We start from the raw sequence: 18,590 nt of genomic DNA, 5'->3' as shown, positions 1-18,590 counted from the left end.
CAAACCTTCTGGTTAGTGAGTTAATACCAGACAGTCAGTTATTGACTTATTATTTTCTACCTAGCTGCGTTCTCGATTAATTTGTGGCTTTTTACGAGTAGTCCATTGAAAAAGTATAGTTTAACCGGCGATTACCCTTTTCTGGCAGGAGGTGGGGAAATGGGTGAACTCACCCGGCAGTTCGATTGGTCGGCCACAGCACTGGGCGCGCCTGCGCAATGGCCGCAAAGCCTGCGCACAACGGTGAGTATCCTGCTGAACTCCCGATTCCCGATGTTTTTGTGGTGGGGGCCGGAGCTGATCCAGTTTTACAACGATGCCTACCGCCCCAGTCTGGGCAACAATGGTAAACACCCCGGTGCGCTCGGGAAAGCGGGCGAGTTGTACTGGCCCGAAACATGGCCCGTTATTAAGCCGTTGATCGATCAGGTTATTAACGAGGGCGAACCTGTCTGGAGTCAGGACCAGCTCATCCCGATCTACCGTAATGGTCGGCTGGATGAAGCCTACTGGACTTTTTGCTATAGCCCGGTAAACGATGAAGCGAATCAGGTGGCGGGTGTGCTGGTGACCTGTACGGAAACCACCAGTCAGGTCAGGGCAGTCAATCAGTTGAAATTGTCTGAGCAACGGTTTCAGAACCTGATACGCGAAGCCTCCGTGGGTATTGTGGTACTGAGCGGTCTGGAAATGCGGGTAGAGGTGGTCAATAAAGCGTATGCCCAACTCGCAGGCCGTACGTCCGAGCAATTACTCGGCAAATCCCTTTTTGAGAGTATACCGGAAATTGAGGCTGTTTTCGGCCCCATTATGGAGCAGGTGCGGCAAACCGGCGAGCCGCTTCATCTCTACGGCTATCCTTACCACGTCCGTACCAAAGAGGGTTTAAAAGAAATTTTTCTCAATCTGACGTATCAGCCCTACCGGGAAGAGGATGGTACTATTACGGGCGTCATGGTGCTTTGTGATGATGTGACTGAGCAGGTCATGGCCCGCCGGAAAGTAGAGGAAAGTCGTGCTCAACTGGCCCTGTCTATCAACGAACAGCAGAAACTGGTCAATATCCTCGACGTCAGCGATGAATTTATTGGTATGACGGGTCTGGATGGTTCGGTTCAGTACGCCAATCCCGCAGCGTTACAGATGCTGGGATGGGATACCATCGAGGGAAAAACCCTGTGGGATATGCTGTATGAGGAAGACTGGGTAGCTGCCCGGAAAATCCTTGCCGAACTTCAGGAAACAGGCCGTGCTTCCTACGAATTCCGGTTTAGAAACGCCCAGCGATGCGAACCGTTCTGGCTGCAATGGAACTCGGTGGTCAATAAGGATGGAGCCACCGGCGAAGTCATCGGCTTTGCCACCGTAAGTCAGGATATTACCCGGCAACGACGAGTGCAGCAGGCATTACTGGAAAGTGAGGAGCGTTACCGCCGGTTGTCGGCCCATCTGGAGCAGGAGGTTCTGGAGCGTACCAGCGAGCTGGCCAGCGTAAACGAAGAACTGGCTGCCGCCAATGAAGAGCTGGCGACAGCCAATGAGGAGCTCACCGAATCCAATGAATTACTGACGCGGTCCAACGACAATCTCGAACAGTTTGCCTATGTGGCCAGCCATGATTTGCAGGAACCACTGCGCAAGATTCAGCAGTTTGGCGACCTGCTGAAGGTCCAGTACCAGGCCGAGTTAGGGGACGGTGCTACGTATTTGGAGCGTATGCAGTCGGCAGCGGGCCGGATGTCTACGTTGATCCGGGATTTGCTGAGTTTCTCCCGCATTTCTACCGGTCAGGTTAATTTGGTAACGGTTTCGCTAGCCAGTGTGGTGGATGCGGTACTGACAGATCTTGAGTTGCGGATTCAGGAAACAGGGGCGGTCATTGAGGTCGACGACTTGCCGACTATCCGGGGCGACCGGTCGCAGTTGGAGCAACTTTTCCAGAATCTGCTCAGTAATGCGCTGAAATTCCGTCATGCCAACCGCACGACCCAGATTGGTATCTGGCTCGAAACGGTGCCCATCAAGCAATTGCCGCTGTTGGTGAGACCCGCCCGGTCGGTCAAGAATTACTACCGGATCGACATAACCGACAACGGTATCGGTTTCGATGAAAAGTACGCCGATCGTATTTTTCAGGTCTTTCAACGCTTACACGGCAAGAGTGAATTTGCCGGAACGGGCGTTGGGCTGGCTATCTGTCAAAAAGTAGTGGCCAACCATGGGGGGGCGATTATCGCAACAAGTCGGCCGGGAGCAGGTGCTACCTTTAGCGTGTATCTGCCCGTCGTTTAGCGGGACGCTCAATCCGGGAGCAACTTACGTCCGCAGCGGGCTGGCAGTGGGTTTGGACTGGAAGAGTGAGCCGGGGCCGGGCTGCAGCGCCGTTACTTTTTGCCGGAGCTTGTGCGCCGTACAGAACGCTAAAATAAAACAGAGCCCAACCGTCGATACGGTGAGTATCCGGAAATGCTGCAGCACATCGTATGGATACCGACCGATGAGGTCACTCGAAATAAAAGGGGTGAAAATAAGGGCGTTGATCGCAAAAATAGTCAGGAGAAGGTACCGCCTTTCGCTGGTTGCTTTGAAGGAAATAAGCAGATAATACACCAGATAGATAACCGCCGGGGCTATGTACAGAAAGGCATATTTCTGCTGATGCGGAAACAGCAGTGGCGTGACCAGAAACAGGTACGAACATTCCCAGATCGTCTGAAGTTTGTCGGTGTTTCGTTTGAACGGAAGGCTCCGGAGAAAGTACAGCGTAGCCGCTACAAAAAACAGCCGGGCAATGTTGGTGGCCAATATAGCCTGGTCGGCGGTGAGGTTCAGGAAATTTCGGTCTATATCAATTTTGTTATGCGTTTCGGTCAGGTAAACGGGAATCAGACTGACCAGACTATGCGTGCCCAGATCGGCTTCAATGGAGTTTTCGGCATTGCCGGGGTTGATCACGAGCCACCATTCTTTCAGCAGAAATGTGTTGAACTCAAACCCGAAAACCAGAGCGGGGGCGATTAGAAAGAAACCAAAGAACAGCAGCGTATAGGCAAAGCCCGTAAAGTGCCGTCGGTAGACCAGGTAGGGCAGAAAGATAAGGGGTAGCAGTTTAGTCGTACAGGCAAATCCGAACAGTATTCCCCCGACAAGCGGGCGATTCTTCTCAAAAAGAGCCAGACTTTCCAGGGTCGCCCACATCAGAAAGATGGTCATCTGGATCATCGAATAGTTGTACAGCAAAAAACGCAGCGACAAAAAGAAAACGACGAATAGCCAGATCCTGATTTCTTTCGCCGTTAACACCGATACGTCTATATATCGGGTCGTCAATACCCATATTCGGTACAACAGAAAGGTCGACAGGAGCAGCCAGGCAAATTCAGGAAGGATGAAAGGCAAATAGCTGAATGGCAGCAGGACTAACGCAAAGAACGGACTGTAATAATATTGAAGTCCTTTGGCAAACGGGGGGCGATAGATATTCTGATGGGAAGCCAGTTTATGCCCGGCATCTAAAAACACATCAAAATCACCACCTTGTACGGCGCAGAAAAGACAGTACGCAAGAATAAGAATGGTTAGCAGTATCGATGAAGTCGTGTAGCGTTTATGTCGTCTGTCTAGAGAGCCGGATACCGTCATGGTTATGGAACTGACTGATTCGTAAGGTTGAGTAAGGCTGTTGGCTGATTGGCCAATAGACAAAATAAACATATTTCATGTGTATTGTTTTCATGTTTATAGAGTTACCTGACTAATTAGGTTTTTTTAACGAAGCCCATCAGCCGGGCAGTTTCCTGAGCGTTTCGAAATCGCCCACTTTTTGCAGGTACTGTAAATGGCTCATCACACCATGAATGTTGCTTACCAGCCCGTGCGCTTCGGGCAGGGTGGCAATGTATAGCTGCGTGTGTTCGTTCTCGCCCTTGGCCCCCGTCGACTGGCCGTTCATGGCCTGAATGTCGGTGAGCGGCATCCGTCGTTCGAGGTAAAAGAAGTGCAGGGCTTCGTCGCTGGTGGCGGTGGCGGAGTACAGGGGCTTGTTAAATAGTGGGATCAGTTCAGCGGGATCAACGTCCAGCCGGGCTTCTTCGCCCAATTCCCGCGCGGCCACCTCAATGGGCGAGGAATCTTCCTCATCGATCATACCGGCTGGGTGTTCGTAGGTGAAGTCGCCGTTACAGATGCGCCGTTGTTTTACCAGCAGCACGTATTTCTCGTTCGTTTTCTCGGCAATCAGGACAACCAGCATCGAAACGGCATCGCCTTTGAGAAAGCAGATTGGGTTCAGCGTAGTGCCTTCCGGCGTGTCGGCATCCAGCTTGAGCAGCGCGTATAGAATAGTACCGTCTTTTTGCGCCCGGTGGATGTACAGCGGGTTGACGTGGTTAAGGGTAATCTGGCTTTTGAGCAGCTGAGCCCGCCAGTTTTTGTATTTCGTGGCGTCGTTGAGTTGTTGAGAATCCATTGGGTGTATGGTTAAGTTAAGTACCCGACAGCAAGCCGGGTGGCCGGTGCCATGCTGTCGGGTACAAATGGGAAGATCAGGGCTGCTGGCTCAGGAAGATCTTGGCGGAGTCGGATCGGAGGGTGAATCCTCTATCTATTTTCTCAATGGAATACCCTTTTTTGTCGATGTACAGGCTGTCCTGCTGAACCCTCCAGGTGAAGGGCGTATCTCTCGATACCATGCCCATCTGGATGTGATTCATTCCTTTTCCGTCTTCGCTGAAGCTGTAGATGGCCTTTGATCCCATCAGGCTGGCCAGGTTGGTGCTGTCGATGCCTTTTGTTGAATCAATATTGTACGTAGCCGCAAACTGCTTGCTGACGAAATCAATATCCCGGGTACCTGTTTTGCAGCCGCTGAGCAAAACCAGGCCAAGGATTCCTGTTCTGATTGACCAAAAATTCATAGTATCGTTGCGTTGAGATAATAGGGCTGTCCGGCACTAAAGCCACTTACAGGCTGGCATAGCTTGGCCGCAGCAGATCGGGCAGCACATACTGGCCGAAATCCTCAATAAATCGTTCGTGTTCAAGGTTAACGTTGTGCAGAAAAAGCTGCTCGAAACCCAGGTCGATATACCCCTGCAGCCACGCCATATGCTGACTGGTATCTGCCGAAACATGGACCATTTTATCGACTTCGGCCAGATTGACGAGTTCACCGGCCATGTCGAACTGCTCGGGTCGGCGGAGGTCGGTGAGCAGGCCATTCGGGAAAATGTTGCCCCGCCACTGGTCGTAAGCCCCGGCTCTGGCATTCTCCAGCGTGTCGGCGTACGAAAGCTGTACTTTTAAATGCATTGGTTTGCCCGCGCCACCCCCGCGCCGGAAAGCGTCCACGACTTCCCGAAGCTGATCGAGCGGCTGCGAAATGGTGAGTAAACCATCGGCCCAGCCACCTACCCATTCGGCGGTTTTGCTGGTTACGGCGGCCCCGAACAGCAGCGGTTTTATGGCGGGGCGGGTGTAGAGCGTGGCCTCCTCAACCGTCACCAGCCCCTTGTGCGTAACGGTTTCACCGTTCCACAACGCCCGGATAATGTCGACGCATTCTTTCAGGCGGGCGTTTCGGTCGGCTTTCGCGGGCCATTTGTCGCCGGTGATGGCTTCGTTCAGGGCCTGCCCGGTCCCCAGGGCCATCCAGAATCGTTCGGGGAACATGTCGGCGAGGGTGGCGGCCGCCTGGGCGATAATGGCCGGATGGTACCGCTGTCCGGGAGCGTTGACCACCCCGAACGTTAGGGAAGTGGCCTGCAAAGCGGCACCCAGCCACGACCAGGCAAAGCCGCTTTCGCCCTGCCGGTTACTCCAGGGGTGAAAATGATCGGACGACGAGCCCGCCGTAAAACCAGCTTGCTGAGCCAACTGAACATAGTCTAGTAAGGTGCTTGGCTTAAATTGCTCGTGTGATGCGTGATAACCTATTTTTAACATAACGTTGTGTATAAATACAGTCGGGTAAATTCGTGTCAACTATCGGTTGTAGACGGTGGTCCACTCCCGAAGGCGCTGTTCTATGGCCGGGTCCAGCTGCCCCGGAAGCAGCCGCCAGGTCCAGTTGCCGGCGTCCGAAGCCGGGGTATTCAGCCGGGCCGACTCGTCCAGCCCCAGCACATCGGGCAAGGGCAGAATGGCCGTATTCGCCACCGACGCGTACACCAGCCGACCCAGTACCAGATGGACATCGAGCTGCGATACCGGATGACCTACGTAGCGTTCCAACTGGCTGCGGTGTTCGTGGCTGCTGTCCTGCCGATACCAGCCCACGCTGGTGTTGTTGTCGTGTGTACCGGTATAAGCGATGGCGTTGGGTGTATGGTGATGCGGAATGTCTACGGTTTCGGGCATATCCTCACCAAAGGCAAACTGAATGACTTTCATGCCCGGCAAGCCGAATTCGTCGCGTAGGGTATACACATCGGCATCGATGTCGCCGAGGTCTTCGGCTACAAAAGGGAGTTCGCCGAGTTCGCTTTGCACCGTTCGGAAGAAGTCGGCTCCCGGCCCCGGCTTCCACTCACCCCGGATGGCCGTCTCTTCGTGAGCGGCTACTTCCCAGTAGCTGGCAAACGCCCGAAAATGATCCAGCCGCAGCAAATCGTAGCGTTCCTGATTCTTTCGCAGACGAGCTATCCACCAGGAATACCCCTGCTTTTTGAGGTTTTCCCACCGAAAAACGGGCATGCCCCACCGCTGGCCGCTGGCATTGAAATAATCGGGCGGCACACCAGCGACACCAATCATGGCCCCGTCTTTATCAAGGCTGAAAAACGCCGGGTTTGCCCACACATCCGCCGAATCGTAATTCATGTAAAATGGCAGATCACCGAAAAACTGAATCCCCAGGCTGTTGCCATACGTTTTCAGCCTGTTCCACTGGCGGGCAAATATAAACTGACGCCATTTTACCTCCCGAATGGCCTCGGCCTGCTCGGCCCGGAACGGTTCCAGCGCTTTCGCCTGACGGAATTTATATGGTTTCGGCCAGCGATGCCAGGGCTGGTTGTCATGGTGTTCTTTCAGAACGGCGAACAGGGCAAAGTCGTCGAGCCAATCCGCTTCCCGCTGGCAAAACAGGGGAAAGTCGTCGGTATCGCTCTGTTGCTGTTTAGCGGTTTCGTAAGCCTTCTTGAGCAACTTCTCTTTTGTCCGATAAACAGCGTTATAATCCACTTCAGCAGTAAGCGGCAGGTAAGCGGACGGCAAATCGGCTTCGGTTAACAGCCCATCCTGAACCAGCCACTCGGGACTCAGTAAAAACGGGTCACCTGCCATGCTCGATATGGCGCTGTAAGGCGAGTAGGCGCACTCCCCCGCCACCGGATTAAGGGGCAACACCTGCCAGTACGTCTGCTGGCTGCGGCTGAGAAAATCGGCAAACGCCAGCGCTTCCGGCCCGAAATCGCCAATGCCAAAAGGGGAAGGGAGTGAGGTGATTGGCATTAAAATCCCCGCACTACGCTCAGTAGGACGCTTTTTCAGTTTAATTACGGCCAGTGGAAGTTGACCAAATAAATCGGAAACGAGAAGGCCATCGGTTGCCTTCCCTTCCCGGTCTACCAGGCAATGCTGCCAGGAAGCGGGGGCACCATCGGGCAGGATAATCCGCGTATCCAGCCACGCCAGTTCCAGCGCATCTTTTTTCTGCTGGCGGCACAGACGGGCCAGACCCAGCGGCACCACCACTACGTACCACAACTGCTGATACCGGCGGGCAAAGGCCAGCACATGCTGTTTGTAATGCCCCTTTACCTCCAACGGCACGTAATGCCCGTGCGCAAACAACTCGGGCTGCCGGTTGCGTTCGGTGAGCAGGATATGCACCAACCACTGCTTGATCCGGGCATCGTAGCGAGTGCTCCACAGGTCGGGCAACAGGGTTGCCGGGTCATGGGTCGCCAGCTCATCCAGTGCCCGTTGCCGGGGCGCAAAGTCGATTGGCCGACGGTTGTCGGGGTCCACCAGGCTCAGATCCCAGCCTTCGCAGCCCTGGTAAATATCCGGCACACCCGGACTGGTGCATTTGAGCAGCACCTGCGCCAGCGAGTTGATGATGCCAAAGTCGGCAATGCGCTGGTGAAATTGTTGAAAGCTGGCCCAGAAAGGCCGTTTCGGGTCCAGCAGCTGCCGGGCAAAGGTTTGCGTGGCGGTTTCGTAGGCTTCGTTGGGGGCATCGTAGGTCGAGTTACGCTTGGCCTCCCGCATGGCTTTTTGCAAGTACTCGTTGAGCCGGTCCGCGAAATCGGGGTCTTCCTGACCCGGCATAGGGTAAGCCCCGATCAGCGTCTGGTAAATAAAGTACTCGTCGTTGGCGTCGGGGGCTTCGGAGGTCGTGTCGCTGCCCGTATCAGCCGACTTCAGAGCTTTGTTAAGCTGCTGCCACTCCTGCACGGCGGCAATCCATTCGTCGGTCAGATCGGTGAGCACATTCAATCGGCTCCGCACATCCTCCCCCCGCTTGGTATCGTGGGTGGAGGTGGCGTTGAGGGCCAGCGGCCACTGCCTCTGCCGGTCCAGCATCTTCTGATGAAAAGCTTCGACCGTCAGGCCGAAGTACGCAGGCGAGTCGCCCACTTCGTCGTGGCCGATGAAGCGGGTGTAGGTGTACATGAGCGTATCTTCCACGCCCTTGGCCATCAGCGGACCGGTGAACTGCATACACCGCTGGTAGAACCGCAAGGCCCGCTGCTGATAATCGGCCGGGGCCAAGGGCGGGTTCTGCAGCAGGGCTTCGTCCAGCAGGCCAACGGCGGGGGCCAGTTCGGGTTTGTGCTTACGGATGCGGCTGAAGATGGCCCGAACGGCCGTGGTCTCCTCTTCACTCAACGGCATCTGGTTGCCATAGTAGCGGTAGACGGGGCACTGAATCAGAAACTCACCGATGGCCGTTTTCAGGCTGTCCTCCAGCAGGCTCGCTAACTCAGATTTGTCCAGTAGGTTTAGGTTCTGGAATAACCCGTACAGATTATCCAGTTCGCCGTTCATGTGCTGGTAGAGGATATAGGCTTTTTTGTCGTGCAGCTCCGTCCGCACGGCCATTTTCTCGCCCAGCAGGGCGTGGTAGAAGCGGGTAAAGCTGGCTTCACTCTCGGTGCGGGTGAAGAGATTATTGACCATCGAGAGGTAAGCATAGCCCGTCGCGCCCTGTACGGGCCAGTCCGCAGGTAGTTCTTCCTCATTCTGGAGGATTTTCTCAACGATGATGTAAGCCTCCGGCCCGGCCAGTTGGCGCAGTCTTTGGAGGTAGCGTTTGGGGTCCTGAAGCCCGTCGATATGGTCGACCCGCAGGCCGTGGAAAACGCCGGCATCGAGCAGAGCTTTGGGTAGTTGATGTACCGCATCGAAGACGGCCGGGTCCTGAATGTTGAGGCAGATGAGGGCGTTGACCGTGAAGAAACGCCGGTAGTTGATCTGCTGGTCGGTTTCGCCGTGATAACACAGCCGATACGCCTGCTGGTTGGTGATTTCCCGGATGCAGGATGGCGTGCCGTTGACGGTTTTCAGGCAGTTTTGAATATAAACTTGTCCGTCTTTTTCAGTCATCAATTCCGCTAACGCCAGTACGCACTCGTCCGATTGCCGGGTGTACTGGTCCGGGTTTTTGGCGGACGCACTCTTGACAATTCGACCGAGTAGCTGCTGTACAGACTTGTCCGGATTGGCATTGCCCGCTTTCAGAATGGTCGTGTACGCACGCAGATTCAGCGGATAGCTCGTGTCGAAATAGGTAATCACAAACTTCCCCTCCCGGTAGTCGACGGTGAGTTCGTTGCGGTCGATGACTTCATCCAGCGGAGAGCCCAGGAAGGGCACCATGAGTCGACCCTGATGGACGGGACTTTGCCAGTCGATGTCGAAAAACGTGGCGTAGGGCGACAGCTGGCCTTTTTCCAGCACATCCATCAACCACAAATTATGCGGGTTGAAAGCCATGTGGTTGGGCACGATGTCCTGTATCCAGCTCATGCCCCGCTGGCTCAGTTGCTGGCTAATGGCTTGCAGTTCTGCTTCGGTACCGATTTCGGGGTTGATGCGCTGGGGGTTTACCGAATCGTAGCCGTGCAGGCTACCGGGTACGGCTTCAAAAATGGGTGAGGCATACAGCGTACGGACGCCCAGTTGGTCCAGATACGGGATGATTTGCTCAAAATCACGAAAGGTAAAGTCCTTGTGAAATTGGATCCGGTACGTGGAAACGGGATTTTTCATGCGATTGTGCGTAAAGAATGAATGACTCGGGCGGACATAGAACGGTTTCGGTACCCGTTATCGATTCGGGGGCTTTGCTCACCGTAGATGCGGGTTCCGGCAACCAGCGCTCATCGGCCGAGTCCAGCAATTTCTGCCAGTCGGCATCGGGTTCGCCAACGGCGGGCAGGGTAATGGATTGGGGTTGTTTGGAAAAATTCATCAGGCACAGTACATGCTGATCGTCGTGCCAGCGATGCATCACCAGCGTCTCGGTCCCGGAATCGGTCTCGACATTAAGTTTAGTCCGGTCCAGATGCGCCAGGGCGGGTAACTCCCGGCGCAGGGCAAGCAACGTCTGGTAATAATGGAGCAGAATCCGGTGCGGTTGCTGTTCGATAAGTTGCCACTGGAGTTTGGCCTGCTGGTAGGTGTCGTGACTTTGCGGGTCGGGTACGTCTTCGCCGTCGGAATGAAAGGAAGAAAACTCATCTTTTCGCCCCTGCCGAACGGCTTCGACCAACTCCGGCTCGGTATGGCTCACGAAATAGAAGAACGGGCTCGTTTCACCCCATTCTTCGCCCATGAACAACAGCGGAATGTACGGACTGGCCAGTACCGCACCCGCCAGCAGCTTGAGCGCGTCGAAACTGTACAACTGGCTCGACCGTTCGCCCAGCTTGCGGTTGCCCACCTGATCGTGATTCTGCGAAAAGACGATAAACTGCCTGCCTGGGTTGGTCTCGGCTTTACCCCCGAAAAACCGGTTCCGGACAACCGAATACTGACCATCGTAGACGTAGGCATCCTTATAGGATTTCTCCAGGTGATTCAGCCCGTCGAAATCGGCGTAGTAGCCGGTTTGTGCTTCGCCGACGGCCACCCGGAGGGCGTGGTGAAACTCGTCGTTCCACTGGGCATCCATGCCGTAGCCATGCTCAGACAGCGGGTCGATGTAGCGCGGATCGTTGAGGTCGTTCTCCACAATGAGGTAGTACCGGCGACCGGTGTCGGCCATGAGTTCATCGACTTTCTGCCGGAGTTCCTGAAGGATATGTACCGGACTGAAATCTTTGATGGCATGAACGGCATCCAGCCGCAGGGCGTCGATGTGAAAATCACGAAACCACATCAGGGCATTTTCGAGCACGTACCGCCGAACCCCATCGCACCAGGCATCGTCGAAGTTAACGGCCTTTCCCCAGGGTGTGCAGTACTTGTCGGTCAGGTAAGGACCGAAGTTGCCGAGGTAGTTTCCTTCCGGGCCGAAGTGGTTATACACCACGTCCAGCACCACCGCAATACCCTTTTTGTGGCAGGTATCGACCAGCTGCTGGAGACCATTGGCACCTCCGTACGACTGCTGAACGGCATAGGTATACACGCCGTCGTAGCCCCAGTTGCGCGAATCGGAAAACTGCGCAACGGGCATGAGCTCAATGGCCGTTACCCCCCAGCGCTTTCAGGTAGTCCAGCTTGCTCTCCAGCGATTGAAAGGTGCCTTCTTCCGTGAAGGTGCCGGTATGCAGTTCATACAGCACGTAGCTCTCCAGCGCCGGGTTTTCCCAGTTCGCATCGGTCCACGAAAAGGCCGCTGTGTCCACCGCCTGCGATGGTCCGTGTACGCCCTGCGGCTGGCAGAGGGATACCGGGTCGGGATATTCCTCCTGCCCGTCGAGTTTAAATGTGTATAAATCGCCGGGTTTGATCTGGCTGGTGGTCAGGTGCCAGTAACCCAGTTCTTCGCAGGTTAGAGGAAGTGCAGTTGGGTGCCCGTATATTTTGATGGCTATGTATTTGGCCAGCGGTGCCCATACCTGAATACGGGCTTCGTGTTCGTTGGGGAACGTGACGCCCAGCGAGCGTTGGCCGCTGTCGACGAGAGGTTTCATACGTTAAATTCGTTTTCTTATCGTTGAGAAAGGTTCATCAAGGGCGTATTTCAATGCTCCTTTGCTGGTTTTAACAGCCGGGTACGAGTCCGGGCTTGTTCAGAACCGGCGGAAATGAGGCAACGGGCTTACCGATTGGTCTAATCTGTCGTGACCCGGTCTGGCCGGGTGAATGGGCATAAGGGGGGTGAGTCTCAACGTATATATACGCTCCGGCGAATGAAACGGAGCGCCGGAGATGAATAAACTGAAATAAACAATGGCTTCTTCCACTTGTTACACTGCTCAGTAAACCACCAGTCGATGAAGAAATTCCTGCACGAAAACAGCCTTTCCCTGTTGCTCCTTTTCATTACCCTGATAACACTGGCGGGGCAGATCGTTGTGGGCTGGCACGAGTTCAACGGCGACCTCACCGACTACGGCCGGGCACCCATTCCGTTTGGTGCTTACCTGAGCAGTGGGCACTGTATCGAAGCCGTCTTCGAGAACTGGGAAAGCGAGTTTTTACAGATGGGCCTATACGTGCTGGCAACGGTCTGGCTTCGGCAGAAAGGATCGTCGGAGTCCAAAAGTCTGGATGAACCGGAAGAAGTGGACCGGGAGCCATCGCCAACCCGCGCCGGGGCACCCTGGCCCGTTCGGCAGGGCGGTCTGGTGCTGAAACTTTACGAAAACTCGCTCAGCATCGCGTTCTTCCTGCTTTTTGGCTTGTCCTTTTTCCTGCATGCCTACGGGGGCGTTCGGGAGTACAATACCGAGTCGGCCCTGAAAGGCAAATCGGAAGTGCTCTCTCTCTGGGAGTTTCTGGGCACCAGCGAATTCTGGTTTCAATCGCTGCAAAACTGGCAGAGCGAATTTTTGTCGGTGCTGTCCATTGTTGTTTTATCCATTTTTTTACGGCAGAAGGGTTCGCCCGAATCCAAACCGGTAGATGCCCCGAATTCGGAAACGGGCGAATAACCGGCTGTCAACTTTTACTCAACACAGTTACTATGAAAAGACTTTTTCTGCTTTCCGGACTCCTCTGCTGGAGCCTGGCTGGTCTGGCGCAACAAACCTTTTTCAGTGTTCCTTCGTCCGATATTGTGCCCAAACACAAAGTCATGGCGCAGCAGCAGGCCGATATCAACGGCGAACAAATGCGGTTCTCGACAACGGTCGAATATGGCCTGGGCCGCAACTGGGAAGTTGGCGTGAACCTCTACAATGTGGATTACCAGCGGCCGGAACGCACCTGGCTCCGCAACGACACCACCCTTCAATTACCGTACGCTCCGTTGCTGCTGATCAACACGCAGCGTACGTTTAACCTGACCGATGAACTTCACATTGGCCTTGGCGGACAAACGGGCCTGAACCTGTTCCCAACGGGGCAGCACAGTGCCTGGGTAGGCTGGGGCTACGCTAACCTGGGCGGCAGCTTTCATGACGACCATTACAAAGCGGTCATTGGCGGATACGCCGGCAACCAGCGCTACCTGGCCGAAGGGTCGACCGTGGGTGGGCATGTGGGGTTCGATGCGGGGCTGTGGTACCAGAAAGTACACCTTCTGGGCGACTGGGCCACCGGTACACACGAGTACGGGCAGCTGGTGCTGGGCGTAGAGGTCTATTTACAGGAGCATTTACCCCTGGCTCTCGGCTGGCGCCGGTCTAATCAGGATGGAAATCAGGGCGTTGTTGTCCAGTTGACCTACACGCCCAAGTAATCATTGGGGAACAGGGAACCCTTTTGTTTTTTCGGTAAAGACATTCACCAGACCCGTTACCGTGTCGTAACTGAATGAGTCGACACCCGACACGGTAACGTGGGCAATCGGACCTCCCGTTATGAGCAGGCTCATGTCGCGGAAGCGGGTAACGTCCGGCACGGCGCTCAGGTCGATTCTAACCGTCAGTATATTTCCGTTCAGGAATTGGTTTTTTTGCGCCAGCCGCTTCACTTCCCGGTATTCGAGTTGTTCGGTCATGCCCACAAACCAGACCCGGTCGGCGGCAATGGAGTCGGCGTAATTAAAGAACGTACTCATTTCCGGGTAGGTGCCCGTGTGCGTACCGAGCCGCATGCCCAGGTGTTTGCCCGCATTGCTCTTGGCCAGTAAGTCGACGAACTGCGCCTTGAGCGTACTGATAACCGTTGGTGTCCAGGAGTCCTGAAAATTGCGGGTGTACTGCACAAAACCGGTGTTGCTGAACTTACTGTAGCCGGTAACGGGCAGTGTTTCTTCCTGAGCAAAGTTGCCGCCATTGTTGGCCGTGTTCAGATCGAAATAACGCGGGAATCCCTCATACCCGTCGAGGGCGTTAGTCGAGGTTGACCCGAGGTATTTGAGTGAATCGGCTCCTCTGATAAAACCGGCGTAGTTGGTGGGTACCACGACGCACCGCATCAGGTATTCGACCCCCTGGCTCTTTAGTTTGGCGTACGTAAATTTCTGGTTCTCGGCAATATCCCAGCCCGCCTGTGAAGCGGTAGCGCTCGCAGGCGGGTAAAAGTTATTGGTTGTGGCAAGCTCGTGGTAGTAGCCGTGGTTCATTACGCCCCACTTGCCAGTCTTCACCATCGTGGCTACCTGCTGTGTCGTCAGCCTTCCCGTTATTCCCCAGAAGTCGAGATTGTTGAAGTTAGACCGTGCATTGGCCACTACGGAGCCCCGCCAGTTGACTTTGTTGCCGCAGCCGTCCGTAAACGTTTTGCCGGGATAGGTCCGTCCGTCCGCCGTTGTACCGCCATTGAAGAAAATATAATCAGTCCAGGTGCCCGAAAGCAAGTCGTCGCGTTCATACTGGAACCAGGCCAGCTTGTTGTACTTGAGGGCGGTAAAGGTAGCAGACGGCGATGTCGGAGCAGATGCGTACGTGACGGTAATGGTGACGATATTGGACGGTACTCCCGCTACCGTGCTCCGTCCGTAACGGCTGCCCGACACCCTGTACAGACCGCTTGTCGATTGGGCTTGCCCCTGGCCAAAAGCAGCCAGGAGCAGGAGCAGGATAATGCATTTTTTCATACGATTAAAGGGGTACGCTGGATTCACGAATCACACAGGTGGTAAACGGAGATACGGTTCCCGAAACGTATTTGTTGGAAACGGTAATCCGGCCATTGGCATCGGGCTGAACGTTGAAATAAGTGACCAGCGCCTTGTTTGGGTCAAATTCGCTGCCCCCGCCAACACCGGAATTGAAGGCTGCGTTGATTGTTTTCGTTGCCCCGTTGATGGTATAGCTCACGGTGGCGTTACTGGCTATGGTGGTGGCACTCAAAAAGTACAGCTGGTAATATTTGCCCGGTGTGAGGCCATTAATACTGTACCGGCCGCCAGCCAGATTAGACGAGGATACCTGCCAGGCCGACTGCATGATGGTTTGCGGGTAAACGCTGCCCGCCGTGGCGGTAAAGCTGCTGGCCGTTGCCTGGGTATAGGCACTCTCCAGGGTTACGAAAAGGGTCGAACTCGCCCCGGTTTCGGTCAGAAGCGTACCGGATGTGTACGAGTTGGGCGTTGTTAGCTGAGTGGCCGTCGGCTTTATCTGGTTCCAGCCCGCTGTTGCCACACCGGAGGTTGCGCCCTGGAACGCCAGTCGGAAAGTCCGTTCAGCAACAAAGGCCGCGGTCGTCGTTGCTGTAGCCGTTGAACTCGTGGCCGATGCGATAAAGCCCGGAGCACTCGCCGATACGTCAACAAAATAGGTCGTCAGGGTCGTTAGCCCCGTAATGGTCAGGTTCGTTCCTGAACTGGTAACCGTGCTCGCCGAGGTCATGCCACTGTTGGTGGCGTATCGAACCGAATAGCTGGTAGCATTGGGTGAGGCCGTCCACGAAACGTTGATGGCCGACCCGCCTGTAGCCGTTGCCACTACATTGGTGGGTGTCGTCAGGATACCAATTGTTTTTGCCGAAGCCGTTGCACTGGTGGCCGATGTAACAAAGCCCGAAGCGCTGGCCGAAACGTCGACAAAATAGGTCGTCCCGGCTGACAGCCCCGTAAGTGTCAGACTGTTGGTGGCGCTGGTGACGGTGGTGGCCGAACTCATCGAACTCGTGAGCGCGTACCGAACCGAGTAACTGGTAGCACTGGTGGAGGCTACCCACGAAACACTGATCGCTGAAGTGCTCAGGGGCGATGCCGCCACATTGGTGGGCGTAGCCAGCGTTAACGGCGCATCATTGGTTCGCGCGGAAGCTGAAGTCGGTGCCGAGGTCATAAAGCCCGAAGCCGTTGCCGACACGTCAATATAGTAAGTTGTTGCCGCCTTTAAGGCCGTTAGGGTCGTGCTGGTGGTGGTCGTGGTGACGGTCGTGGCCGATGTCATACTACTGTTGGTGGCGTAACGGACAGAGTAGCCGGTGGCGTTGGCCGATGCCGTCCACGAAACGGCAATCGTCGAGGCACTTTGTGGGGCTGCTGCTACACTGGCAGGTGCCGCCAGCGTCGGGGTGATGGCGCCGGTTGTTGCCGTGACGACAGTGCTGGGTGCTGATGATAAAAAACCCGAAGCACTGGCCGATACGTCAATATAGTAGGTTGTTGTTGGCGTTAATCCCATCAGGGTGGCGCTGGTAGCCGAAGTAGTCACGGTAGTAGCCGAACTCATCGAACTCGTGAGCGCGTAACGGACCGAATAACTGGTGGCACTGGCCGAGGCTGCCCACGAAACGGCAATGATTGACGTACTCTGTGGGGTGGCCACCACATTGGCAGGTGCCGCCAGGGTCGGTGTACTGGCACTGGTCGTTGCCGTAACGACGGCACCGGGTGCTGATGGCATAAAGTCGGAAGCACTGGCCGACACGTCAATGAAGTAGGTCGTTGCCGGTGCTAAGCCCATCAGGGTAATGCTATTGGTCGCACTGGTGACGGTCGTAGCCGACGTCATACTGCTGTTGGTGGCGTAGCGAACCGAGTAACTGGTGGCATTTAGTGAGCCCGTCCAGGACACCGCAATCGTTGATTCGCTCGTTGCCGACGCCACGATATTTGTCGGCGCTGCAAGTGTTGGTACGGGCGCACTCGTCGTTGCCGTAGCGATGGAACTACTGGCGGATGTCGTAAAGCCCGAAGCCGTTGCCGACACGTCAAAATAGTAAGCTGTTGCCGGACTTAACCCCGTCAGGGTCATACTGGTGGCAGACGTTGTAATGGCCGTGGCCGATGTCATACTACTGTTGGTGGCGAACCGAATCGAATAGCCGGTGGCACTGGAGGGCCCCGTCCAGGATACAGCAATTGCTGAAGTACTGAGTGGCGTTGCCACCACCGCAGTCGGCGGATCGAGGGTTGGTTGAACGGTTGAAATAGTCGCCGAAACAGTGCCGTAGCCGGATGGGGATGTATTTGACCCGCCCGACGCCTTTATTCGGAAATAATAAGTTATGCCCGCCGTCAGCCCGGTTGCCGTGAAACTGGTACCGGCTAATACAGACAGCAGGGCCAGATTGTCCGTGAAGCTGGAATTTGTCGCTGATTCCAGAGTATAGGAGGTCGCGTTGGTCGACGCTGGCCAGGAAAGCACAATGGACGAATTACTCGAAATGGCTGCGGTAAGGGTTGGTGTCGATATGGTGAAAGTACCCGTACTTACGGCAATCTGCTGCTGCAACTGGTTAACCAGAGCAGACAGGCTGGCTACCTGAGCCATGGCTACGGATAGCTGTGTTTGTAAAGCCGTTACACTGGCTGCGTTGCTGGAAATTCCGGCTGTATTTGCCGCAACAGTGGTTGACAAATTGGCAATATTCGCATTGGCCTGGTTGACGGCGGTCGTGTTACTGGCCAATGCCGCTGTGTTTGCCGCTATGTTCGTATTGACCTGATTGAAAGCCGAGGTAATGGCGGCATTGGTAAGCGCGTTGGTCGAGGTCGAACTCAGGACATTGTCGATCGTAACCGAATTGACACTGCCACCCCCATTCGGAATCGTTACCGTGAGCGAATTTCCGTTGCTGGTGACCACTGCATTGACGAACGTAATGGCGCGAACACTGTCTTTTATCGCCAATCGAACCTGCGAGAGATCCACTTTACTATTCCAGGTCTCTTTTTCGGCATCACTAACAAACCGGTATAAACTGGTTTGCGTAATGCGGGTCGGCTCAAGGGCGCTGATCCAGCCCGGATTTGTGTAGGAGCCAGTCGTTTTAACGACATTGGCGCTCAGGCGGGCATCGTCAACCGGACCTGATTGGGTGGCGGTGGCAGTCGTTATCTGCGTTTGCAGGGCACTTAAGCTGGCCGCATTCGTGGCGATGCCAAGGGTATTGGCGGCAATATTGGCGTTGGCCAGGTTAATGGCAGCTGCATTGTTCGCTGTAGCTGTGGTAGTAGCCGCAAGGGAGGCAGTGGCCTGACTGATAGCTGCGGTGTTGGATGCAATGCTGGCGTTTGCCTGGTTGATGGCTTTGGTGACGGCCGCATTGGCGATGGCATTAGGGGAGGTCGCACTCAGAGCGGTGTCGACCGGCATGGAAGCCCCTCCGCTACCAGCGGGAATGGT

General features: G+C 55.2%; 10 protein-coding genes and 1 pseudogene. 3 read left to right on the top strand and 8 right to left on the bottom strand.

Going from position 1 to position 18,590, the window contains the following annotated elements:
• Window positions 1–159 precede the first annotated feature (159 nt).
• Entirely contained in the window at window positions 160–2,292 is a 2,133-nt protein-coding gene (locus ACYVJM_RS21795; protein ID WP_461150555.1) for a PAS domain-containing sensor histidine kinase, read from the top strand.
• 24 nt (window positions 2,293–2,316) lie between these two features.
• Here the strand turns inward: ACYVJM_RS21795 and ACYVJM_RS21790 are convergent, their stop codons facing one another.
• The 6 genes and pseudogenes from ACYVJM_RS21790 to treZ form a co-directional block, all read right to left on the bottom strand.
• Window positions 2,317–3,714: a glycosyltransferase family 87 protein gene (locus ACYVJM_RS21790; RefSeq protein ID WP_461150348.1), complete on the bottom strand. Its 1,398-nt coding sequence runs from the start codon at window positions 3,712–3,714 to the stop codon at window positions 2,317–2,319.
• Between the two features lie 67 nt (window positions 3,715–3,781).
• Window positions 3,782–4,468, bottom strand: a complete 687-nt coding sequence (locus ACYVJM_RS21785) for an NUDIX hydrolase (protein WP_461150347.1) — start codon at window positions 4,466–4,468, stop codon at window positions 3,782–3,784.
• Between the two features lie 76 nt (window positions 4,469–4,544).
• Complete coding sequence (locus ACYVJM_RS21780; RefSeq protein WP_461150346.1) at window positions 4,545–4,916, bottom strand: hypothetical protein; 372 nt, start codon at window positions 4,914–4,916, stop codon at window positions 4,545–4,547.
• 46 nt (window positions 4,917–4,962) lie between these two features.
• Window positions 4,963–5,943 carry a TIGR03885 family FMN-dependent LLM class oxidoreductase gene (locus ACYVJM_RS21775; RefSeq protein WP_461150345.1) on the bottom strand — a complete coding sequence of 327 codons (981 nt, stop codon included), beginning with the start codon at window positions 5,941–5,943 and terminating at the stop codon, window positions 4,963–4,965.
• A gap of 39 nt (window positions 5,944–5,982) precedes the next feature.
• Window positions 5,983–10,218 (bottom strand): malto-oligosyltrehalose synthase, encoded by a 4,236-nt coding sequence (treY, locus tag ACYVJM_RS21770; protein ID WP_461150344.1) that lies wholly within the window; start codon window positions 10,216–10,218, stop codon window positions 5,983–5,985.
• Window positions 10,160–12,089: pseudogene (gene treZ / locus ACYVJM_RS21765) on the bottom strand (malto-oligosyltrehalose trehalohydrolase). Before treZ ends, treY begins: the two are co-directional and overlap by 59 nt.
• 303 nt (window positions 12,090–12,392) lie before the next feature.
• Between treZ and ACYVJM_RS21760 the strand changes: the two are divergent.
• Together ACYVJM_RS21760 and ACYVJM_RS21755 are read left to right on the top strand one after the other, a co-directional pair.
• Complete coding sequence (locus ACYVJM_RS21760; protein ID WP_461150343.1) at window positions 12,393–13,052, top strand: DUF6766 family protein; 660 nt, start codon at window positions 12,393–12,395, stop codon at window positions 13,050–13,052.
• A gap of 32 nt (window positions 13,053–13,084) precedes the next feature.
• Entirely contained in the window at window positions 13,085–13,801 is a 717-nt protein-coding gene (locus tag ACYVJM_RS21755; protein ID WP_461150342.1) for a hypothetical protein, read from the top strand.
• On the opposite strand, the gene ACYVJM_RS21750 is transcribed toward ACYVJM_RS21755, so the two are convergent.
• Window positions 13,802–15,103 carry a hypothetical protein gene (locus tag ACYVJM_RS21750; RefSeq protein ID WP_461150341.1) on the bottom strand — a complete coding sequence of 434 codons (1,302 nt, stop codon included), beginning with the start codon at window positions 15,101–15,103 and terminating at the stop codon, window positions 13,802–13,804. It abuts the gene before it with no gap.
• 4 nt (window positions 15,104–15,107) lie between these two features.
• On the bottom strand, window positions 15,108–18,590 hold a 3,483-nt coding region (locus tag ACYVJM_RS21745), incomplete at its 5' end, for a beta strand repeat-containing protein (protein WP_461150340.1).

Source organism: Spirosoma pulveris, assembly GCF_054781875.1.
Note: the sequence above shows the minus strand (reverse complement) of the source record. Positions and strands in the feature narration are given on the sequence as shown.